This is a genomic window from Sphingomonas sp. Ant H11, from assembly GCF_000797515.1.
In the GTDB taxonomy this organism is placed as follows: Bacteria; Pseudomonadota; Alphaproteobacteria; order Sphingomonadales; family Sphingomonadaceae; genus Sphingomonas.
In genome coordinates this window covers 57,031-74,328 of sequence record NZ_JSBN01000031.1, presented here as the reverse complement: position 1 = coordinate 74,328, position 17,298 = coordinate 57,031, and the positions used below count along the sequence as shown (strand labels likewise).

The 17,298-nt window shown below is 64.9% G+C and carries 13 protein-coding genes, 1 tRNA gene and 2 pseudogenes; 3 read left to right on the top strand and 13 right to left on the bottom strand.

What is annotated here, in order from left to right:
* Positions 1-13: 13 nt before the first annotated feature.
* Positions 14-4,617 (bottom strand): annotated as a pseudogene (locus NW75_RS07515) (NAD-glutamate dehydrogenase).
* An 83-nt stretch (positions 4,618-4,700) separates the two neighbouring features.
* Positions 4,701-5,984, bottom strand: coding sequence for a PAS domain-containing protein (locus NW75_RS07510; protein WP_033964534.1), 1,284 nt, complete (start codon positions 5,982-5,984; stop codon positions 4,701-4,703).
* A gap of 204 nt (positions 5,985-6,188) precedes the next feature.
* Between NW75_RS07510 and NW75_RS07505 the strand changes: the two genes are divergently transcribed.
* Positions 6,189-6,264: transfer RNA gene (locus NW75_RS07505), tRNA-Thr, on the top strand.
* A 429-nt stretch (positions 6,265-6,693) separates the two neighbouring features.
* Here NW75_RS07505 and NW75_RS23610 read toward each other — a convergent pair.
* Together NW75_RS23610 and NW75_RS07495 are read right to left on the bottom strand one after the other, a co-directional pair.
* Positions 6,694-6,993 (bottom strand): pirin-like C-terminal cupin domain-containing protein, encoded by a 300-nt coding sequence (locus tag NW75_RS23610; protein ID WP_137903091.1) that lies wholly within the window; start codon positions 6,991-6,993, stop codon positions 6,694-6,696.
* A gap of 436 nt (positions 6,994-7,429) precedes the next feature.
* Positions 7,430-8,551 (bottom strand): FUSC family protein, encoded by a 1,122-nt coding sequence (locus tag NW75_RS07495; RefSeq protein WP_231565037.1) that lies wholly within the window; start codon positions 8,549-8,551, stop codon positions 7,430-7,432.
* A gap of 270 nt (positions 8,552-8,821) precedes the next feature.
* On the opposite strand from NW75_RS07495, the gene NW75_RS07490 reads away from it, so the two are divergent.
* Entirely contained in the window at positions 8,822-9,238 is a 417-nt protein-coding gene (locus NW75_RS07490) for a MarR family winged helix-turn-helix transcriptional regulator (RefSeq protein WP_231565036.1), read from the top strand.
* A gap of 123 nt (positions 9,239-9,361) precedes the next feature.
* Here the strand turns inward: NW75_RS07490 and NW75_RS23600 are convergent, their stop codons facing one another.
* A complete protein-coding gene (locus NW75_RS23600; protein ID WP_231565035.1) occupies positions 9,362-9,676 on the bottom strand; it encodes a DUF3363 domain-containing protein in 315 nt (104 codons plus the stop codon).
* A 182-nt stretch (positions 9,677-9,858) separates the two neighbouring features.
* Positions 9,859-10,052: pseudogene (locus tag NW75_RS25005) on the bottom strand (Arm DNA-binding domain-containing protein); the annotation flags it as partial.
* A gap of 445 nt (positions 10,053-10,497) precedes the next feature.
* On the opposite strand from NW75_RS25005, the gene NW75_RS07475 reads away from it, so the two are divergent.
* A complete protein-coding gene (locus NW75_RS07475; RefSeq protein WP_052192287.1) occupies positions 10,498-11,805 on the top strand; it encodes a tyrosine-type recombinase/integrase in 1,308 nt (435 codons plus the stop codon).
* Positions 11,806-11,811: 6 nt separating this feature from the next.
* On the opposite strand, the gene NW75_RS07470 is transcribed toward NW75_RS07475, so the two are convergent.
* The 7 genes from NW75_RS07470 to trbJ all read right to left on the bottom strand — a co-directional run bounded on the left by NW75_RS07470 (position 11,812) and on the right by trbJ (position 17,298).
* Positions 11,812-12,027: a helix-turn-helix transcriptional regulator gene (locus NW75_RS07470; RefSeq protein ID WP_033964529.1), complete on the bottom strand. Its 216-nt coding sequence runs from the start codon at positions 12,025-12,027 to the stop codon at positions 11,812-11,814.
* A complete protein-coding gene (locus NW75_RS07465; RefSeq protein WP_033964527.1) occupies positions 12,024-12,254 on the bottom strand; it encodes a DUF2274 domain-containing protein in 231 nt (76 codons plus the stop codon). Before NW75_RS07465 ends, NW75_RS07470 begins: the two co-directional genes overlap by 4 nt.
* 9 nt (positions 12,255-12,263) lie before the next feature.
* Positions 12,264-13,484: a TrbI/VirB10 family protein gene (locus tag NW75_RS07460; protein WP_033964526.1), complete on the bottom strand. Its 1,221-nt coding sequence runs from the start codon at positions 13,482-13,484 to the stop codon at positions 12,264-12,266.
* The gene (gene trbG, locus NW75_RS07455) at positions 13,481-14,323 is read right to left on the bottom strand and encodes a P-type conjugative transfer protein TrbG (RefSeq protein ID WP_033964525.1); all 843 of its coding nucleotides are present in this window, start codon (positions 14,321-14,323) and stop codon (positions 13,481-13,483) included. The genes NW75_RS07460 and trbG overlap by 4 nt, the downstream gene beginning before the upstream one ends.
* Positions 14,320-15,120 (bottom strand): conjugal transfer protein TrbF, encoded by an 801-nt coding sequence (gene trbF, locus NW75_RS07450; RefSeq protein ID WP_033964523.1) that lies wholly within the window; start codon positions 15,118-15,120, stop codon positions 14,320-14,322. The genes trbG and trbF overlap by 4 nt, the downstream gene beginning before the upstream one ends.
* A gap of 19 nt (positions 15,121-15,139) precedes the next feature.
* Entirely contained in the window at positions 15,140-16,444 is a 1,305-nt protein-coding gene (gene trbL / locus NW75_RS07445) for a P-type conjugative transfer protein TrbL (RefSeq protein WP_033964521.1), read from the bottom strand.
* 107 nt (positions 16,445-16,551) lie between these two features.
* A complete protein-coding gene (trbJ, locus tag NW75_RS07440) occupies positions 16,552-17,298 on the bottom strand; it encodes a P-type conjugative transfer protein TrbJ (RefSeq protein WP_033964519.1) in 747 nt (248 codons plus the stop codon).

The window sequence follows — 17,298 nt, the reverse complement described above, 5'->3', positions numbered from 1 at the left end:
GAGGATCACCGGTTTACCGACCCAGCAGTACCCGCGCCTGACCCGCAATCTGCGCCAGCATCGCCGCATTGGGTGCAGGGGCCATGCGGGCGCGGTCGACCACCGCCTTGAACTGGCCGACGCGCCCGGCATTGTCGGCCAGCCACGTCTCGACCAGCGCCTGCGGATCCGCGTCGCTGCCGCTCGCGCCGCGCCCGAGAAATTCCAGCCGCAACTGCTGGAAGTCGCGGGCGAGGCCTGCGATCAGCAAGCGTTCCCACGGATCGCTCGACGAAATGCGCGCGGCATGGGCCTGCGCCCAATCCAGCCCCAGCGCCTGGCCGAGCCGGGTGAAGGCGCGCGTCAACACGGTCTCGTTCAGGCCCAGCCGCTCGCCGAGATCGGCCAGGCCGACCGCGCCGTCGAGTTCGAACAGGCGCACGACCTTCTGCACCAGCTTCTTGGGTGCCCCCGCCGTTTCCAGAGTGACGGCGATGCGGGCGCTCTGCGCGCTGGCTTCTTCGAGCAGCAATGCCTTGGTCTGCTTGTCGAGCTGGGCAATGCCCTTGCTGAGCCGCGCGAGCGCCGCGCCCGGCCCGGTGCCACTGCGCGTGACACGCAGCAGATCGGCAATTTGCGAGCGCGTTGCGACCGCAACTTCGTCGAACAAGGCAATGCGCGCATTTTCGGGCATCGCCGCCGTTTCGATCTCGCGCCACAAGGTCGGTAAGTCGAACAGGCGTTCGGCGACGACGAACATCGCCGCGATGTCGCTCATCGCCGCGCCTTCTTCCTCGGCGAGTTCGAACGGGTAGAGCACGCCCATGCGGTTGACGATGCGGTTGGCGAGCTTGGTGGCGACGATTTCGCCGCGCAGCCGGTGCTGGTCGATCGCCGCACCGAACTTCTTGCGCATTGCAGGCGGGAAGGCGGCGTGGAGATCGGGCAGTAACTCGGGATCGAGACCGAGGCCCGCTTTCTCGATCGATGCCTGCAGGGCGAGCTTGGCGGTCGCCAGCAGTACGGCGAGTTCAGGCCGGGTGAGCCCGCGCCCTTCGGCGGCGCGCCGCAACAGGTCGTCATTGCCGGCCAGCCCCTCGACCGCGCGATCGAGCGAACCGCCTGCCTCGAAAATCTCGATCAAGCGGACATAGCTCGGCACGTCGCGCGCGCCATCGCTCTCGGCGATCGACAGCGCGAGCGTTTGCAGGCGGTTATCTTCCAGCACGAGATGCGCGACATCGTCGGTCATCCCGGCGAGGAAGGTGTTGCGCTTGTCATAGCCGAGGCGGCCTTCGATCATCTCGCGGTTAAGCGCGATCTTGATGTTGACCTCATTGTCCGAACAATCGACGCCGGCCGAATTGTCGATGAAGTCGGTGTTGATGCGCCCGCCGCGTGCCGAAAAGGCGATGCGCGCGGCCTGGGTGACACCCAGGTTCGCGCCTTCGCCGATCGCGGTGGCGCGCAGATCCTCGGCGTCGACGCGCAGCCGATCATTGGCGGGATCGCCGACCGCGATATTGTTCTCGGCGCGCGCCTTCACATAGGTGCCGATGCCGCCGAACCAGATCAGGTCGACTGGGGCCTTCAGGATCGCCGAGATCAGCGCGCCCGGTTCCATTTCGCTTGCCTCGATGCCAAGCGCCGCGCGCACTTGTTTGGACAGCTTGATGATCTTGTCGGTGCGCGGGAACACGCCGCCGCCCTTGGAGATGAGCGAGGCGTCGTAATCCGCCCAGCTCGAACGGGGCAGGGCGAACATGCGCGCCCGCTCGGCCCAGCTTGCGGCGGGGTCGGGATCGGGATCGAGGAAGATATGGCGATGGTCGAACGCCGCGACGATCTTGAGCGTCTGGCTCAGCAACATGCCGTTGCCGAACACGTCGCCCGACATGTCGCCGCAGCCGACGACGCGGATCGGTTGCGTCTGCACGTCCACCCCGCGCTCGGCGAAGTGGCGCTGGACGCTGACCCACGCGCCCTTGGCGGTGATGCCCATCGCCTTGTGGTCATAGCCGACCGAGCCGCCGCTGGCGAAGGCGTCGCCCAGCCAGAAATGGTGTTCGAGCGCAATCGCATTGGCGACGTCGGAAAAGGTCGCCGTGCCCTTGTCGGCGGCGACGACGAAATAGGGGTCGTCGCCATCGTGGATGACGACGTCGGCCGGATGCACCACCGCGCCCTCGACGATATTGTCGGTGATCGACAGCAGCGCCCGGATGAACACACGGTAGCTTTCGGTGCCCTCGGCCAGCCAGGCATCGCGATTGGACGCAGGCGGCAATTGCTTGGGGTAGAAGCCACCCTTGGCACCGGTCGGTACGATCACGGCATTCTTGACGCGCTGCGCCTTCATCAGGCCCAGGATTTCGGTGCGGAAGTCGTCGCGCCGGTCAGACCAGCGCAAGCCGCCACGTGCCACTGGCCCGGCGCGCAAGTGGATGCCTTCGATCCGCGGCGAATAGACCCAGATTTCGCGCCATGGCACGGGCGCGGGCAGGCCGGGAACGAGGTGACTGTCGAGCTTGAACGCCAGCGCCGCCTGGCCAGCGGGGGCAAAAGCGTTGGTGCGCAGCGTTGCGGCGATGACGCTGCGCAGCGAGCGCAGGATGCGGTCGTCGTCGATCGCGGAAACCGCGTCGAGCCCGGTATCGATCGCGGCGTCGGCGGCGGCGATGTCACGGCGCTTGCGTGCCGGATCATGCGCAACAGCGAAGCGCTCGATCAGCGCGGCGGCCACCTTCGGCGCGCGCCGCAGCGCGTCGACCACCGTAACCAGACCATAGGTCAGTCCCGCCTGGCGCAGATAGCGGAACCATGCGCGGAACAGCACGACCGATGCCGGTGCCATGTCGGCATCGACGATCAGGCGATTGAACGCATCGTTTTCGGCCTTGCCCTCCAGCACAGCCTGGATCGCATTTTCCAGCACGCTGGTGTCGGCTGACAAGCGCACGCCCGCCGCCTCGACCAGAAATTCATGCACAAAACCCTGTTCGTCGCCGATCAGCGCGGTCGCAATTCCTCGATCACGCGGAAGCCGAAATTCTCCAGCACCGGCACCGCATCCGACAGTGCCAGCGCCCCGCCCAGACGATAGATTTTCAGCCGCGCCGCGCCGCGTTCGTCGCGATACATCCGCACCGAGCGATCGGCTGCGGTTTCCAGCCGCGCCAGCCGCACGATGTCGCGCGCGGCCTCCTCGGCAGTGTTGGCATTGCGATAGCCCGCCGGGAAATTGGCGGCATGTTTCAGGGCAAGCCGTGCGGCGCGCGCCGCATCGGTCTGTTCGACCAGCGCCGCCTCGACCGCCGGCACCCAGCCGCGCACCATCCGCGCGATCCGCGTGTCGAGAGCGTCGGTATCGGGCAGCACGCCGCCCTCGCGCAGATCGAGCGTGAAGCGAATCAGCGCAATCGTGTCGTCGACTTCGATCGACCAGTTGAGCACGCTCGCCTTGGCCGCCTCCGCCAGCATGTCGCCGATCGCAGTGCGGCGCGCGGTGGTCAGGTCGTCGCGGGGCAGCCAAACGAACGCGAACAGATGCCGACCGAGCACGCTGCGCACCAGCCGCAGCTTCGGGCGCGGGCGGTCCGCGAGCGACATCGCGGTAAGCGCGACATCCTCGAGCGCATCGGGCGTAAAGGCGATGACCAGGTCATGCGGCAAACCGGCCAGCGCGTGGGTGAGCGCCTTGCCGGTATGGCCCTTGGGATCGAAACCGAACTTCGCCTCGAGCGCCGCGAGCCGTTCGCGCAATACCGGCACATCCTGCGGGGCCGCATTCAGCGCGCTGCTGGTCCACAGACCGGCGTGGATCGACAGGCCGACGATCTGGTCCTTGTCGCGAACCGGCACGACCGCCAGATCGAGCGGGACGTGGCGATGCACGCCCGAAATCAGGTTGGATTTGAGCAGCAAGGGCGCTTGCCCGCCCTTGGCGAACCATTCCATCGCGAGCGTGCGCGAGGCTTCGGCCAGGATCGGCACCGCGCGCGGGTTGCGGGCAATGCCAAGCGCGGTCTCGCTCCGGCCGATCCACAATTCATGGCCCAGCAGCGTGAACTTCTGGTCGAGCAGCCAGAACAGCAAGGCGGCACCTTCCCCGGCGGGCAGCGTGGCGATGTCCGCCGCCATCGCATCCTGCAGCGCCTGCCAGTCTCCCACCGCTGCGCGCACATCGGCCAGATTGCGTTCCAGTGCGGCGATCAAATCGCGCCGTTCGCGCGCATCGGCACGCTCCAGCTCGATATAGATCATCGATTCGGGCGAACCCTTGTCGTCGACGCTGACCAGCGCCCCGTCCGAATCGCGGCTTACGCACACGACGGGGTGGATGATGCGGTCGATTGCAATGTCGTGGCTGCCGATCGTCGCGGCGATCGAATCGACCAGGAAGGGCATGTCGTCATTGACGATGGCCAGCCGCATCCGTCGGCGCGGGTCGGTGCCGGGCAGCGGCTCCAGCGCGATATTCGGAACGCCGGTCGTGCGCCGTTCGGCCGTGGCGGCGACAAACGCCGCAGCATCCGCGCGCTCGGTCTTGCCGAACCCCTGCAATTCGCCCGGAAGCGCACCTTTGGTCAACCGGACGGCCAATGCATCCGACAGCGATTTCAGCGTGGTTTTTGCCATAGCCGCCCTATGCGCCGGTCGCGTGACGACCTCAAGACTTGTGGCAGCGCACAAATTTGCCCGGCCGGGGCGGAGGGGGCGGCTTACACCATCCGGCGCATCGCCCGCTCGGTCAGCGTAGCGTCGTCGCCAATTTCAGCGACGATATCGAGCATGCCCCCGTCGCTGGCGCGCGCGAGCAGCAGGACATAGTCCCCCGGCGCCACGTTGCTTTCGATCGCGACGCTGGCGAGGGTCGGACGATTGGCCAGCGCCGACGCGCGATCGACCCGCGCCTTCGGATTTGGGGTTCGGGCGGCGCGCTCGGCCTTGACCACGCCCTTGATGCCTCCCTCGAACGAATCGAGGAAGTCACCCAAGGCCCCTATTGCGACGCCCATGCGGCGGGCGTGGGCAAGGACAGCCGCATATTCGGTCAGACGGGTTTTGTCGTAATCGGCCCCGAAGATCAGTTTCACGATCGGTGTCATCGGCGCGCGCAATTGTACGGCGATTCCTGCCGATGCCAGCAGCGCGTCATATCCGACCGGATCGGCGTCCGCCGCTGCGGCAAATTCGTGGGCGCGTCCGAGCACGCGGTACAGTGTGGCGCGGTGGCGGGTGTCGGCGGCGCGGAGCGCAGCGGCGGTCTGCTGTGCGAGCATCAATTGGTCGATCAGCGTGGCTCCGGCGATCGTCGGGCTTTCGCGGTCCATTGGCGCATCGTCGTCGAAACCGGCACTGGGACCATCGGCCCACACCGGTGCGGTCACGGCAGATTTGGGTGCGGTCGCGACCGCCGCCGTGATTTCCGCCTGGAGCTTGGCTTGCGTCTCCGCGTCGACCAGCTCCTTCCAATTGATGACGCCGTAGATGAAATCGATTGAATCCTCGTCGGAGGAAAAGGGCATCAGGATGCCGCGATACATCGTGTTGAATCCGCGGGTACTGACAAACTCCGCCTCGAATCCGATCGGCGCGCGATTCGCGATGATTTGCAGATAATGGTCGGTCAGCCGCGACAAGAGCGAGCGACTCGGCACTTGCGCGATGTGGGTGATGGAGGAGTCGAGCGCGCATTCCTCGCGCAGCGCCTTGCCGAGAAAGGCGATGGCAGGATTTTCGATCCCGGCGGAGAAATCGAGCAGCACGCTATGCGGGCCGAAATCGGTGATGTTGGCCGGATCGAGATCCTCGATCGACGGATAAGCGCGCCCGCCAAGCAGCGACACCCAATAATTATAAGCGCGAACGTGCATCCGCCGTTCGTCGGTGCCGACGTCTATCTGCGTATCGACGCCGCCGGTATCGGCGTCTTGGTCGGCGCGACCGCTGTCGATCTCATCCGTGCCGAGCCGATCTTCCTCGAAACCGCGAACACTATCCATTGCGCAAACGCCTCACCTGGCGCGACCCGACCCGACATGGGCGAGCGTCACCGGCACACCTTGTGCGCCGTGCGTGGTAAACGTGGGGTAAAGGGCATCCGTTTTCGGAGAGCGCGCGATGCACCTCGCATCGCAACGCTTGTCAGCCCGCAAACGACCTGATAAGCGCCCGCCCTCGCGTTGGTTCGTACGGATCAGCGCCACGCCGCTTTAGCTCAGTTGGTAGAGCATCGCATTCGTAATGCGGGGGTCACAGGTTCGAGTCCTGTAAGCGGCACCATTATAGGCCCGAGACGGCTCTAAATCCTCGCAAAATCCTGAAAATTCTGGTAAATCAATCAGAGGCGGTTTGCGGCGTTCCGTATCCGTTCGCCCTAATCCGACCGATTCGGGGGCCGATGTGAGGGCCTCGTGATTTTGGAAGGATTGGAGGCCCCAGAGGGCGCTGACAGTCGACCCACGACCTGCTTTCGACACTCAAAAGGATCGAGGGCAGAGGCCATCACGAACCAGCTCCGGAACGACCCAACAGTTCCGGCGTCCATAGGCCGCTGAAAAGCGCCATATACCGCGACATAGGACAGCCCGGGAGCGTCGGCACTCCTTTGGGGGCGGCGGGGTCGGCTGGGCCCAGGACCACCTTGCCGCCGAGCGCGTCCAAAAGGCGGTCACCACAGCCGCCACGCATCCGCCAAATCGATTTGAACGTTTAGAAGCGGCCGGCCCGGTAATCGACGAAGGCTTGCTGGATTTCCGCCTGCGTGTTCATGACGAAAGGGCCGCCAAAGGCGATCGGCTCACGCAAAGGCTGGCCGGCGAAAAGCAGAAATCGGGCGACAGTGCCCCGCGCCCTTATGGTAAGGTCCGACGTTCCGGGCTCCTCCGATCGCGTTAACCAGCCAAGCGGGCCAGCGCTCAAAAGATTACCGGCGGGCCCGATCTCGACCGCCTTCGATGACGTAGACAAAGGTGTTGTCGGTCGCCGCAAACCCGTGCCGAAATGCACCATCGCTTTCGACCCGCACCTCGAGCATCGTACAGGGCGGAACGGCGACCGATGCCGTTGCTCGAACCGTTCAATCCCGGCGATCGGGAGGTCTTTCACGCGGTTTTCGTGGGCGGTGCGAATATGCCGGCGCGCATAGTCAGCAGCAATCTTAGCTGCGGTAGTCGGCGGGGCACCGGACGCACCGTAGCTGGCAGCCGGAATCTGTGATCAGGCCCGTCGGCGGGATTATGAACTCACTACATGATCTCCGCTCGGTCGCGCCGGAGTCCGCTTTCGGCGCAGCGGGTCTTACTTCGGCCAATCCGACGCGTCATCTGAACACGAACCCACGTCCGATGTTGAGGAGCCGAAAACGGGTCGCGAGTGACCGGGGATGGGTCTCAAAGCATTGCCCAGAAGTCCTTGAGACGAATAGAGGATTCAGTGCGGCGCATTCCTATCGATCTTTGGATTGCACCGTAACTTGATGGCCAAGCTGGCGGTCTGACCCGTCCCCGGCGCTGGCGGCAAGCAAACGATCGAAGAGCACGTTGAGTGTCATCACCGTTAGACCTCCTGCCAGGGTTGCGATCAGTCGGTCGGTTAGCAGTGCAGACGCGATCGGCTTGCCGATGTCGAGCACCAGCAGGATCAGCGGGGTGCTGACGACTGCGTAGAGGAGATAATTTCGCGCGCGTGCCAAGGGCACGACCGTGGCAAGCAGGCACGCGACGATGCCGAGGGCCACTGGCGACGACACGTAGCACAGGATCGCACCCGTCAGGGCAACGCCGCCGAGGGTGCCCGCCAATCGCTGCACGGTCTTCACCGGTACATGTTCGATAGGGCGCTGCGTCAGCAGCGCGACCGTGAGCAGGATCCAGTAGAAATGATGCGTCGGCCAGAGATGGCGCAGAACGCTGGCGATGCCGAGACCGAGGGCAAGCCGAAGCGGGAATTGCCATCCCTCGAGCCTGTATAGCGTGCGGCGAAAATAGGCGCGACGTTGCGCGTGGGTGGGCGTTTGCCGCGTCTTGTGTGCAACGCCTTTTTGGCTCCTGCGGCCGCCGGCCAAGATGCCGCGCAGGGCGATGTTCCACAACGCACCCAATCCAAATATCAGCGCTGCAGCGCCACGATGCGCTGGGGCACCGTCGAGAAAGCCGACGCTGAGCACGAAATAGATGATGAAACGGATGGCACCCCCTGCGATTGGTCGACTGTAGCCCGACAGAAGGGCCGCCACCGCGGTGAGTGAGATCAACGCCAGGTCGGGTTGCGGCAGTGCGGAGACCCCGGTCGCCACAGCAACGGCGATCAGCGCAGGCGCAATTGACTGGCTGAGGGGAGGGGGCTGCGTTGCCGCGCTGCCGCTGGCCCCGGTCGGTGCGCCAGCAAGCAGGATGGCACCGAGACCGATCGTGAAGCCTGCCTCCGCCTGTCCAAGCATAAGGCCGGCAACGACGGGGACGCCCATGCCGAGCGCCGCGATCGCGAGCATGCGTAGGCTCACGGGTTCCCCCGGATCGATCGCCACGACATCGCGCCAAAGCCGGGAGGGGAGGTGAAGGGATTTCACGATCTGGTTCCTGCTGCACCGTCCATGCCCATGCCCGGAAGAGTGCGGGCGGCGCTGCCCAGCACGCGAGCGTCCCAACCCGTCAGTCGATTTCCGGTGCGTCCGTAATCGATCGGCTTCCATCGTCGCGGGGGTAACCAGGCCGCTTGGCCAGCCGACGCGGACGAGCAACCGGCACGCACACGCTCCTTGTTGTGGACCAACTATTAATACGCTATGCGTATTATTATGTCGAGCGCGAACGATCGGGAAAGTGACGAGGCGCGGATTGTGCGGGCGGTGCTGCGCCTTGCGAGGGCCATGCGCCGGTCAGCGCGGGCAGGCGAACTGACGGGCGGTGCGCTCGCGCTGATTGCGACGCTTTATCGCAAGGGCCCGCTGAGTGCAGTGGCGCTCGCCCGAGCTGAGGGGCTGCAACCGCAATCGCTCAGTCGCCTGCTTGTGCGAATGGAGGCCGGGATACTGATCGAGCGGGGGATCGATCCCGAGGACCGGAGACGCCATGTCATCACGCTGACCTCCCGGGGACGCAACGCGCTGCGTTCGGCGATGACCCAGCGCCGCGAATGGCTGGGTAGCGTGATGGCCGAGCGGCTAAACGAGACGGAGCGCGCAAGCCTGCGCGCTGCCGCCGAGATCATGCTCAGGATTGCCGATCCCCTGGAGGAGGACCAGGCCGCCGATTGATGAGCCGACGCTGCCTGCTGCTGCGGACATTACTCGACCGTGAGCACGATGTAACGGGCCTTGCCCGACCGCAAGGATGGGGCCCGCTCCCGAGCGCACGACGTCGTGCTGAGGGAGCAAGGCTCATGAAATTTCCGGCCCACGGCTGCACCCGAATTGCCAGGTGACACCGTCGCCGCGCGCAATCCCGTGCACGGTCTTGCCAAGCTGGTTCTCGAGTACTGGTCGCAACCGAACGAGCGTGAATTCCCGATCTTTCTCAAGGAGAGCGAACCGTCCGCTGGCGAGATCCACCCAGCGCGCCAATCGCCCTTCGATGATGTCGCCGGCGCGCGGCCGGTGCGCAGGAGCTCCCGTCGTTGAAGCATCATGATCGCGTTGGCACGCAGGCGCACGCGATCGCCATCGACGTCTGCCAATTGCTGCTCGACGAGCCATTGCTGCCGTCCCGCCATCGTGGCGCGTAGGGTGGCCCATTGGGCCTTGGCGTTCTCGTGCCACTCGCGAGCCACACGCTCGAACGTCTGTCGCCCGGCTTCGAGGTTCGCCTCGATCTTCAGGCGCTTCGCGACATTGGGATCCTGTCCTTCGCACAGCATGGACCAGGCTTCATCGCGCTTTTCGCGAGCATCCGCCAGCGAGACGCGGGGATAGGCACAAAGGCCATCGTCTTGTTCTTGCCATCATATTCGTAGTTCCAGCGCCACAGCTTTCCGCCGCTAGGGGTGGCCATCAGGCAGAGGCGATTGGTGTCTGCGAGTTTATAGGTTTTGGGGCGTGGCTTGGCGTTGCGCACCTTCGCATCGGTAAGCATGGTTCGGTCTCCAAAAACACCACGTTTTTTGACCGCGCGTACCTCGTTTTTGCCCCTCCGATTCGCCGGATGGGCGCGAACGGCTACGAACGGCCGAGGTCGGACCGGTCTGCTCAGTATTGGATTTCAGGAGAGAAAAGTCGATTTCAGTGGTCCGATGCGGACCGCTGGGAACAGGCAAATGGCGGAGCGGGAGGGATTCGAACTCCCCTTTGCGCGGCCTAGCAAATCCGCCGTTTTTGTGCTCTAAAGTCATTGTAAAACAATGGCTTTCCTAAGTCCAATCGGATTTTTCGGGTCGCAGCGGTTCGGAGCGGATCGCGCCAATCCGCGACTCAAACCCGGACGGAAACCCGGACTGAGCCAATCGGCGGAGGGCCCGGGATTCGAACAAAACCCGGATGGACCCGGACTGAAGCCGATGGACGGACGAAGGAGAATTCGAATGTCTCGCGCAATGCACAAGCTGAGCGCCCGTCGCGTGGAGACGATCAAGGCGTCGGGCTGGCACGGCGACGGTGGCGGGCTCTGGCTGCGCATTGACAACAACGGCTCCCGGAAATGGGTGTTCGCCTGGGAGCGATCCAAACGCCGCCGGGAGATGGGGCTGGGCGCCGCCTCCGATATAACGCTTGTGGCAGCACGCGAACTCGCTGCCGAGGCTCGTGCCTTATTGGCGCAGGGTCTTGATCCAATCGAAGAGCGTCGCGCGAAAGAGGCTGAGCAGGAAGCTCCCGCGGCTACTGAAGATAGCGCGGACGAAACTCCCAGCGTCACGACCTTCGGCCAGTTCGCCGACACGTATATCGATGCCCACGAGGACGGCTGGAAAAATCCCAAGCATCGGCAGCAGTGGCGCAACACGATCAAGACGCATGCCAAGTCGCTACTGAACAAGCCGGTCGACACGATCACATCGGATGACGTGGTTGCCGTCCTTCGTCCCATCTGGCGCAAGGTTCCCGAAACGGCCGGTCGCCTTCGAGGCCGGATCGAGAACATCCTGGACGCGGCAAAGGCGTCCAAGCACATCGTCAGCCCTTGGGAGAACCCTGCGCGGTGGCGCGGAAATCTGATACATCTCCTGCCGCGCCCGCCCAAGAAATCCCAGGTCAAGCATCACGCGGCGATGCCGTTTGATGATCTGCCTGATTTTTTCGGCAAACTGCGGCAGCGCCCAGCAACGGCTGCGCGGGCGCTCGAACTGACAATATTGTGCGCAACCCGTACCAACGAAACGCTGCAGATGACGTGGTCGGAGGTCGATCTTGAACAGGCCGTGTGGACGGTGCCGGGCGAGCGGATGAAGATGGGGATAGAGCATCGCGTGCCGTTGCCCAGCCACGCCGTCGAACTCATCAAGGCACAGGCTCGAACGTCAAGCCAGGCACCGGGTACTTATGTCTTTCCGGGCGAAAAGCCGGGGAGGCCATTGTCGCAGATGGCGATGACGATGGTGCTGCGCAGAATGAAGCTTGGGCATTTCACCGTCCATGGCATGCGAAGCTGTTTCCGCGATTACATGGGTGACATGACCGATCATCCGGAGTCGCTCGTGGAGCAGGCGCTGGCCCACCAGATCGGCGACGAGACGACCCGGGCCTATCGCCGTGGCGACGCATTCCTCAAACGACGCTCACTCATGCAGGAGTGGCAGGATTATCTGATGCCCATCCAGAAACGAAATGCTCGTGCGAAGCGCAGTAATGCCGGGCTTTCAGACGCTGATGGCGCCATGCTGGAGGCCGCCTGACGGCGATCATTTTGTCCGAGAATCGCGAACGACGCCCTCGATCCACGCTTCGACCTCGCGCTCGCTCCATCGTGCAGCGGCGGCGGTGATCTTGTATGGTTTCGGAAAGCGCCCATCGCCTATCATGGCGTAGATCATGGTCTTGCCCAGACCTACACGGTGGCGAACTTCCGCCAGCCTGAGCAACCTCTCCGGCTGCGTTGCGTCAGGTTCGGCCGTCATTTGCGCCGCTCCGCCAGCCCTTCACGCGCCTTTGCAAAGCCGCGGTCACTCGCGAGGAAGGCTGCCAGCATGTGCGGGACCAGATCAGCAATCGCCTGCTCTTCACCATAGGCTTGTTGATAGATCGTAGCGTAGTCCGCCAGGGCTCGTTGAAGGTCCGGCGCGATACTGATGGTCAACTTGATCGGCGTCCTGTCCGGCAGGCGGGCGAGCTTGAGATCGGTCATATCGGGCTCCTATTCCTTCCAGCGCGCGAGAATGAGATCACGGTGAACGATCAGCCGGACCGGCGCGCCGGGGCGGATGGTGATGGTCGGCTGGATCTGCAGATTGCGGGACGTAATCTGGTCGCCGGCGCGCGACACGTTCTGCTGCGTGGATTCGCGAATCGCCTGGACGAGATCGCTCTCCCCGGAGAAGGTCACGTTCGCGCCCACGCCAAGCAGGGTCGAGATCGCAACGCCCTTGAGCAGCGTCCAGGTGTGGAAGTCGACCTTGTCGGCAAGCCCGGCATAGCCCGACGGGTCGGTCGCGGGCACGTTGTCGAGCCGGATCGAGCTGCCGTCCGGCAAGATTATCCGCTGCCATACCACCAGCGCGCGCTTCTGCCCGAAGGCGACGACGCTATCATAGCTGCCGATCAACCGCGCACCCTGCGGAATGAGAAGAATGCTGCCCGTCGCACTGTCGAAGACCCGTTCCGTCACCTGGGCGGTGACGAGGCCGGGGAGGTCGGACCTGAGCCCGGTGATCAGGCTTGCCGCAATGACGCTGCCAGCAGACAGCATGTCCGGCGACGCCGGCGGGCTCAATCGATGCTCGTTTACGTCGCCGCCAGTGTCGCGCGCTGCAACGAAGTCAGCCTTTCGCTGCTGGGCATTGGGATCACGATCTGGATCGATCGCGAGCCGAGCTTGCTCAGCAGCCGCTGCCGGGGGAGATGACGGTGTTGCATCAGTGCTGCGGGTCGGATCGGTGCGGTTGCCGGACTGCACCAGCAATCCCGACTCGCGTGCCGCCTTCTGCTCCGCGGCCCGTCGATCGCGTTCGGTGGCGACGGCCTGGTCCGCGCGCGCTGTTTCGCCGTTCGCTGGCGCGATGCCCATGGCGCGCTGATGATCGAGGATCGGCCGGCCGAGGTCGCCCGGCAATGGCGGTCCGAGTTTCGGCACGTCGCCATAGCTCCCCGGCAGTCCGCTCAGTGTATCAGCCGGCGCCTTCGCCGTGACGGTCTGATCGTCACTTTGTCCGGCGAGATGCAGCGCGGTCGGCCGCAGCGCAACCCAGGCCGTTGCGATCAGACTGACGGAGCCGAGTGCTGCTATCGCCACCACGGCGCCGCGCTTGAAGCGGATCGCCCGTGCCGGCTGGGCGCGAAGCGCCAGCGTTTCCGGGTCCACCTTGCCCGGTGCGGCGGGGGCCTCGGGTGCCGGTGGGGCTGCCGCCTCGACGGTCATGATCCCCTCCGCTTGGGCGCGCCGTCCGCCACCCGGCTGATCCGGACAATCTGCTGGTGCTTTGTCCCGAGGCGAAGCTCGGCGACGTCGAAGATGCGATCGACAACATAGAAGCGGCCCTTCACGCGATAGTTGACGAGTTGGGCCTCGCCTTTCCTGTCCACCAGGAAAATCGGCGGCGCCTCGCCTACGGCCAGCGTCGCGGGAAATTCGATGAAGGTCTGGCGCCCGTCGTCGAAAGCACGAAACGGCCGCCAGTCCGGTCGATCGCCCGATACGGCATAATTGAAATGGAGCTGCTCGACCTCGATCCCGGCCGCTACTGGGGCCGCCGCCTCGGTTGCCGCGGCGGCCCGCTTCAATGCGATCAGCGCATCCTGGGGATAGGTCCATGAGAGTGCGGCCATCGCCGTCTTCATCACGCTGGTCAGCGCGATATGATAGCTGCGCCGGTCGGTGGTGATGACGAGATTGGTGGACAGGCCGGCGCTGAACGGCTTCACCAGTACATGGGTTCGCTTTTCCGCGCCCGACCCGCTGGTGGTATCGCCGATCACCCAGCGCACCGTGTCGCCACTGGCCACTGCCACCAGCGTCTCACCCGGTTGCAGCGCGATGTCCGTCACCCGCTCAGGTGCGGTGATGACATGATAGATGGCGCCGTCGGCGAACGGATAGACCTGCACGGCGTTGATGAAGCCCTGCGCGACGGGTTCGATCGTCGCTGCGCGGTTGGCGGCGGCGACTGGCGTGGTTTTGTGTGTGGTCGCCTCTGCGGGTTGGGTAGCAAGGATCAGGCAAGGCGCCAGCAGCGCGGCGGCTGCGAGAGTGGTAGTCATGGCTGGGTCTCCGTATTGACGGTCGGTTGAGCGGCAAGGTTCGGGTCGAGCGGCGAGCCGAGCGGCACGTTGCTGGGCGGCTGCGCGGTACGCGCGGGAGCAGTCGATGCGGCAGGCTCGAGTTCGCGGCTCCAGTCGATCGCGTCGATGTAGATACCGAGCGGGTTCTTCCGCAGCGTGTCAGCCGATACTGGCGGCTTCGTCAGGATCGTCAGGATGCCGGTCCAGTGGGAGGAGCCAGCCTCACTCCCACGCTCATAGGCCGTCTCGGTCCACTTGACCTGGAACGAGCGATCCGATGCCCGGACGACGCTGGTCACCTGGACCGAAACGGTACGCTCGCCGATCTTGGCGAACGGGTCCGCAGCGCGGGCATAGTCGCCCAAAAACTGGCTTCCTCGCGTCGTGGCGAAGTCATAGGCCGATAGCCAATCGCGGCGCATCAGCACCGGATCGAGCGAGACCCCGCGGACATTCTCGATGAACTTCGCCAGATGCCACGCGATCTGGGGATCGGTGGGGTGATAGCCCGCTTCGGCCTCGGTCACCGCCCGGGCCTCGCCGAGCCGATCGACCTCGACGACATAGGGCGTGACCCGGCTTTGCAGCGACTGCCAGATGAGCGCACCCGACATGGCGGTCGACAACGACAGCATGCCGAACGCCATCAGGCGCCAGTTGCGGGCCTGGAGGCGCGCCGACCCGATGCGGTCGTCCCAGACCTGGCCGGCGCGTTGATAGGGCGTCTCGGGCTCGGGCGTTTGCGCGTAGCGCTGGACGGCGCGCTTAAAGATCATGGGGTTTGAAGATCATGGCTCAATCTTCCCTTTCCTTGATGTCGGGGGTGGCGGATGCGCCGCCGCGATCGCCCTGCTGGAGAGTGTGCAACGCGACTTGACGGTGGTGGCGAGCGGTCTGCTGCGCCCGCAGCGAGCGTGCCCAGGACGGCGCACCATCGCTGCCGGCATCGGGAGCTGATCCTTTAGAACCGGCGGCGCCATTGAGAGCGGACCACGCGGCGTCGCGGCCGCGCTCGGCGGCTTCTGACAATCCCAGCGCCGCCGATACTTTCTGGCGGACCGCGTTGCCGGCCGCCTGCGCCATGCCGCCAATCCCGGCGCCGACGCTTGACGATCCGGCCGCAGTCTGGCTGAGCTGGTAGGAAGCCGAAGCCGCCGAACCCATGGTCGTGCCGGCCCGGATCGCACCGAGCGCAGCACCGCCGACCGCACGAGCCGCGCCGATAGTAGCGCCGCCGGCAAGCATGGTGACGCCCGCCGCGCCGACGGCTGTACCGAGCGCGGCGCCTGCCCCCAATTGCGGGGCACCGGCGACGAGGCCCGAGGCGATACCGGGGCCGAAGATGCCGAGCCCGAACAGCGCGAGCGCGCCGAGCGTCAGGCTCATCGCGGCGCCGAGATCGGGTTCCTGGCCCTGCATCGAGGTCGTGAACTCGGCGAAGAAATTGGAGCCGATGCCGACGATCACGCCGAGCACCATGACCTTGATTCCAGACGAGACGACGTTGCCGAGCACGCGCTCGGCGAGAAAGCTGGTGCGATTCCAGAGCGCGAAGGGCACGAGGATGAAGCCGGCCAGCGAGGTCAATTTGAACTCGATGATCGTCACGAACATCTGCACGGCGAGGATGAAGAAGGCGAGGATGACGATCACCCAGGCGAACAGCAGCACCGCGATCGTCAGGAAATTCTCGAAGAAGCTGACGAACCCCATCATGCTCGACGCCTGCTGGAGCAGTGGCCACGCGGCGGAGAAGCCAGTCGAGGCGACGCGGCCGGGCTTGAGCAGATCGTCCGCCGACAGGGTTCCGCCCCCGGCGGTGAGCCCAGCCTGCGCGAACGATTTGAAGATGATGTCGGCAAGTGTCGAGAAGCTGTTCAGGATGAACGCGAACGCGCCGATGTAGAGGATCTTCTTGATGAAGCGACCGATGACATTGTCTTCGCCGCCCATTGCCCAGAACAGGCCGGCCAGCGTGATGTCGATGCCGATCAGCGTGACGGTCAGGAAGTGGACGTCGCCGCCCAGCAGCCCGAATCCGCTATCGATGTAGCGGATGAAGGCCTGCATGAACCGGTCGATGACGCTGAGATCGTTCACTTCACTCTTCCATCAAGAGGGGGTGCCGCGGGGCGCGTAGGGGAGCGTCACGCGCCCCGCGGCGACGGCGACGGGAGGCGATACCGCCGCCGCCGGGCCGCGTCCGACTACTGGGGCGTGTAGGCGGAGCCGGTACCGAGGAACTTCGCGGTGGCAGCACGCCCCTCGGCCTCAGCCTGGGCACGGCGCGCCGCTTCCGTGGCTTCGGCGCGGTATTGGGCAGCCATCAGGTTCTGAATCTGGAACTGCTGCTTGGCGGTCAGCGCGAGCAGCTGGTTGGTCGCCTGTTGCGCCTGGAGCGAGCCTTGTGCCCCCTGGCTCTGCGCAACGATGCCGTTCATTGCATTTGCGTCGGCCTGCACGTTCGCGACGACCTGGGACTGGACGCCCATCGTCTGCCGGTACCCGGCCATTGCAGCATCGAGCCGCGCCTTCGCGTCGATCACACGCTGGTTGGTGGTCAGCGCCTGGTTGAAGTCGGTCGGAAACAGGCGGCTGAACTGCTGGTCGAGGCCGTCGATCCGGAAATCGATCCCCTGAGCCTGCGCCATCAGTCGGTCGATCGCTTGCAGGTTCTGGGTGAGCTGCTGGAGCTGGGGGAAATCGATGCGAGTCAGGTTCTTCGCCTGATTGGTCAGCATCTGCGCTTCGTTCTGGAGCGACTGGATCTGATTGTTGATCTGCTGGAGGGTTCGCGCGGCGGTGAGCAGGTTCTGGCTATAGTTGCTGGGGTCGAACACGGTGAACTGCGCATGGGCAGGCGCGCTCGGCATGATCAGCGCGCAGGCGAGCGAACCGATGGCGCCGAACCCGAGCGCGGACGCGATCAGATGTTTGCGGGTGGGGGTACGCAT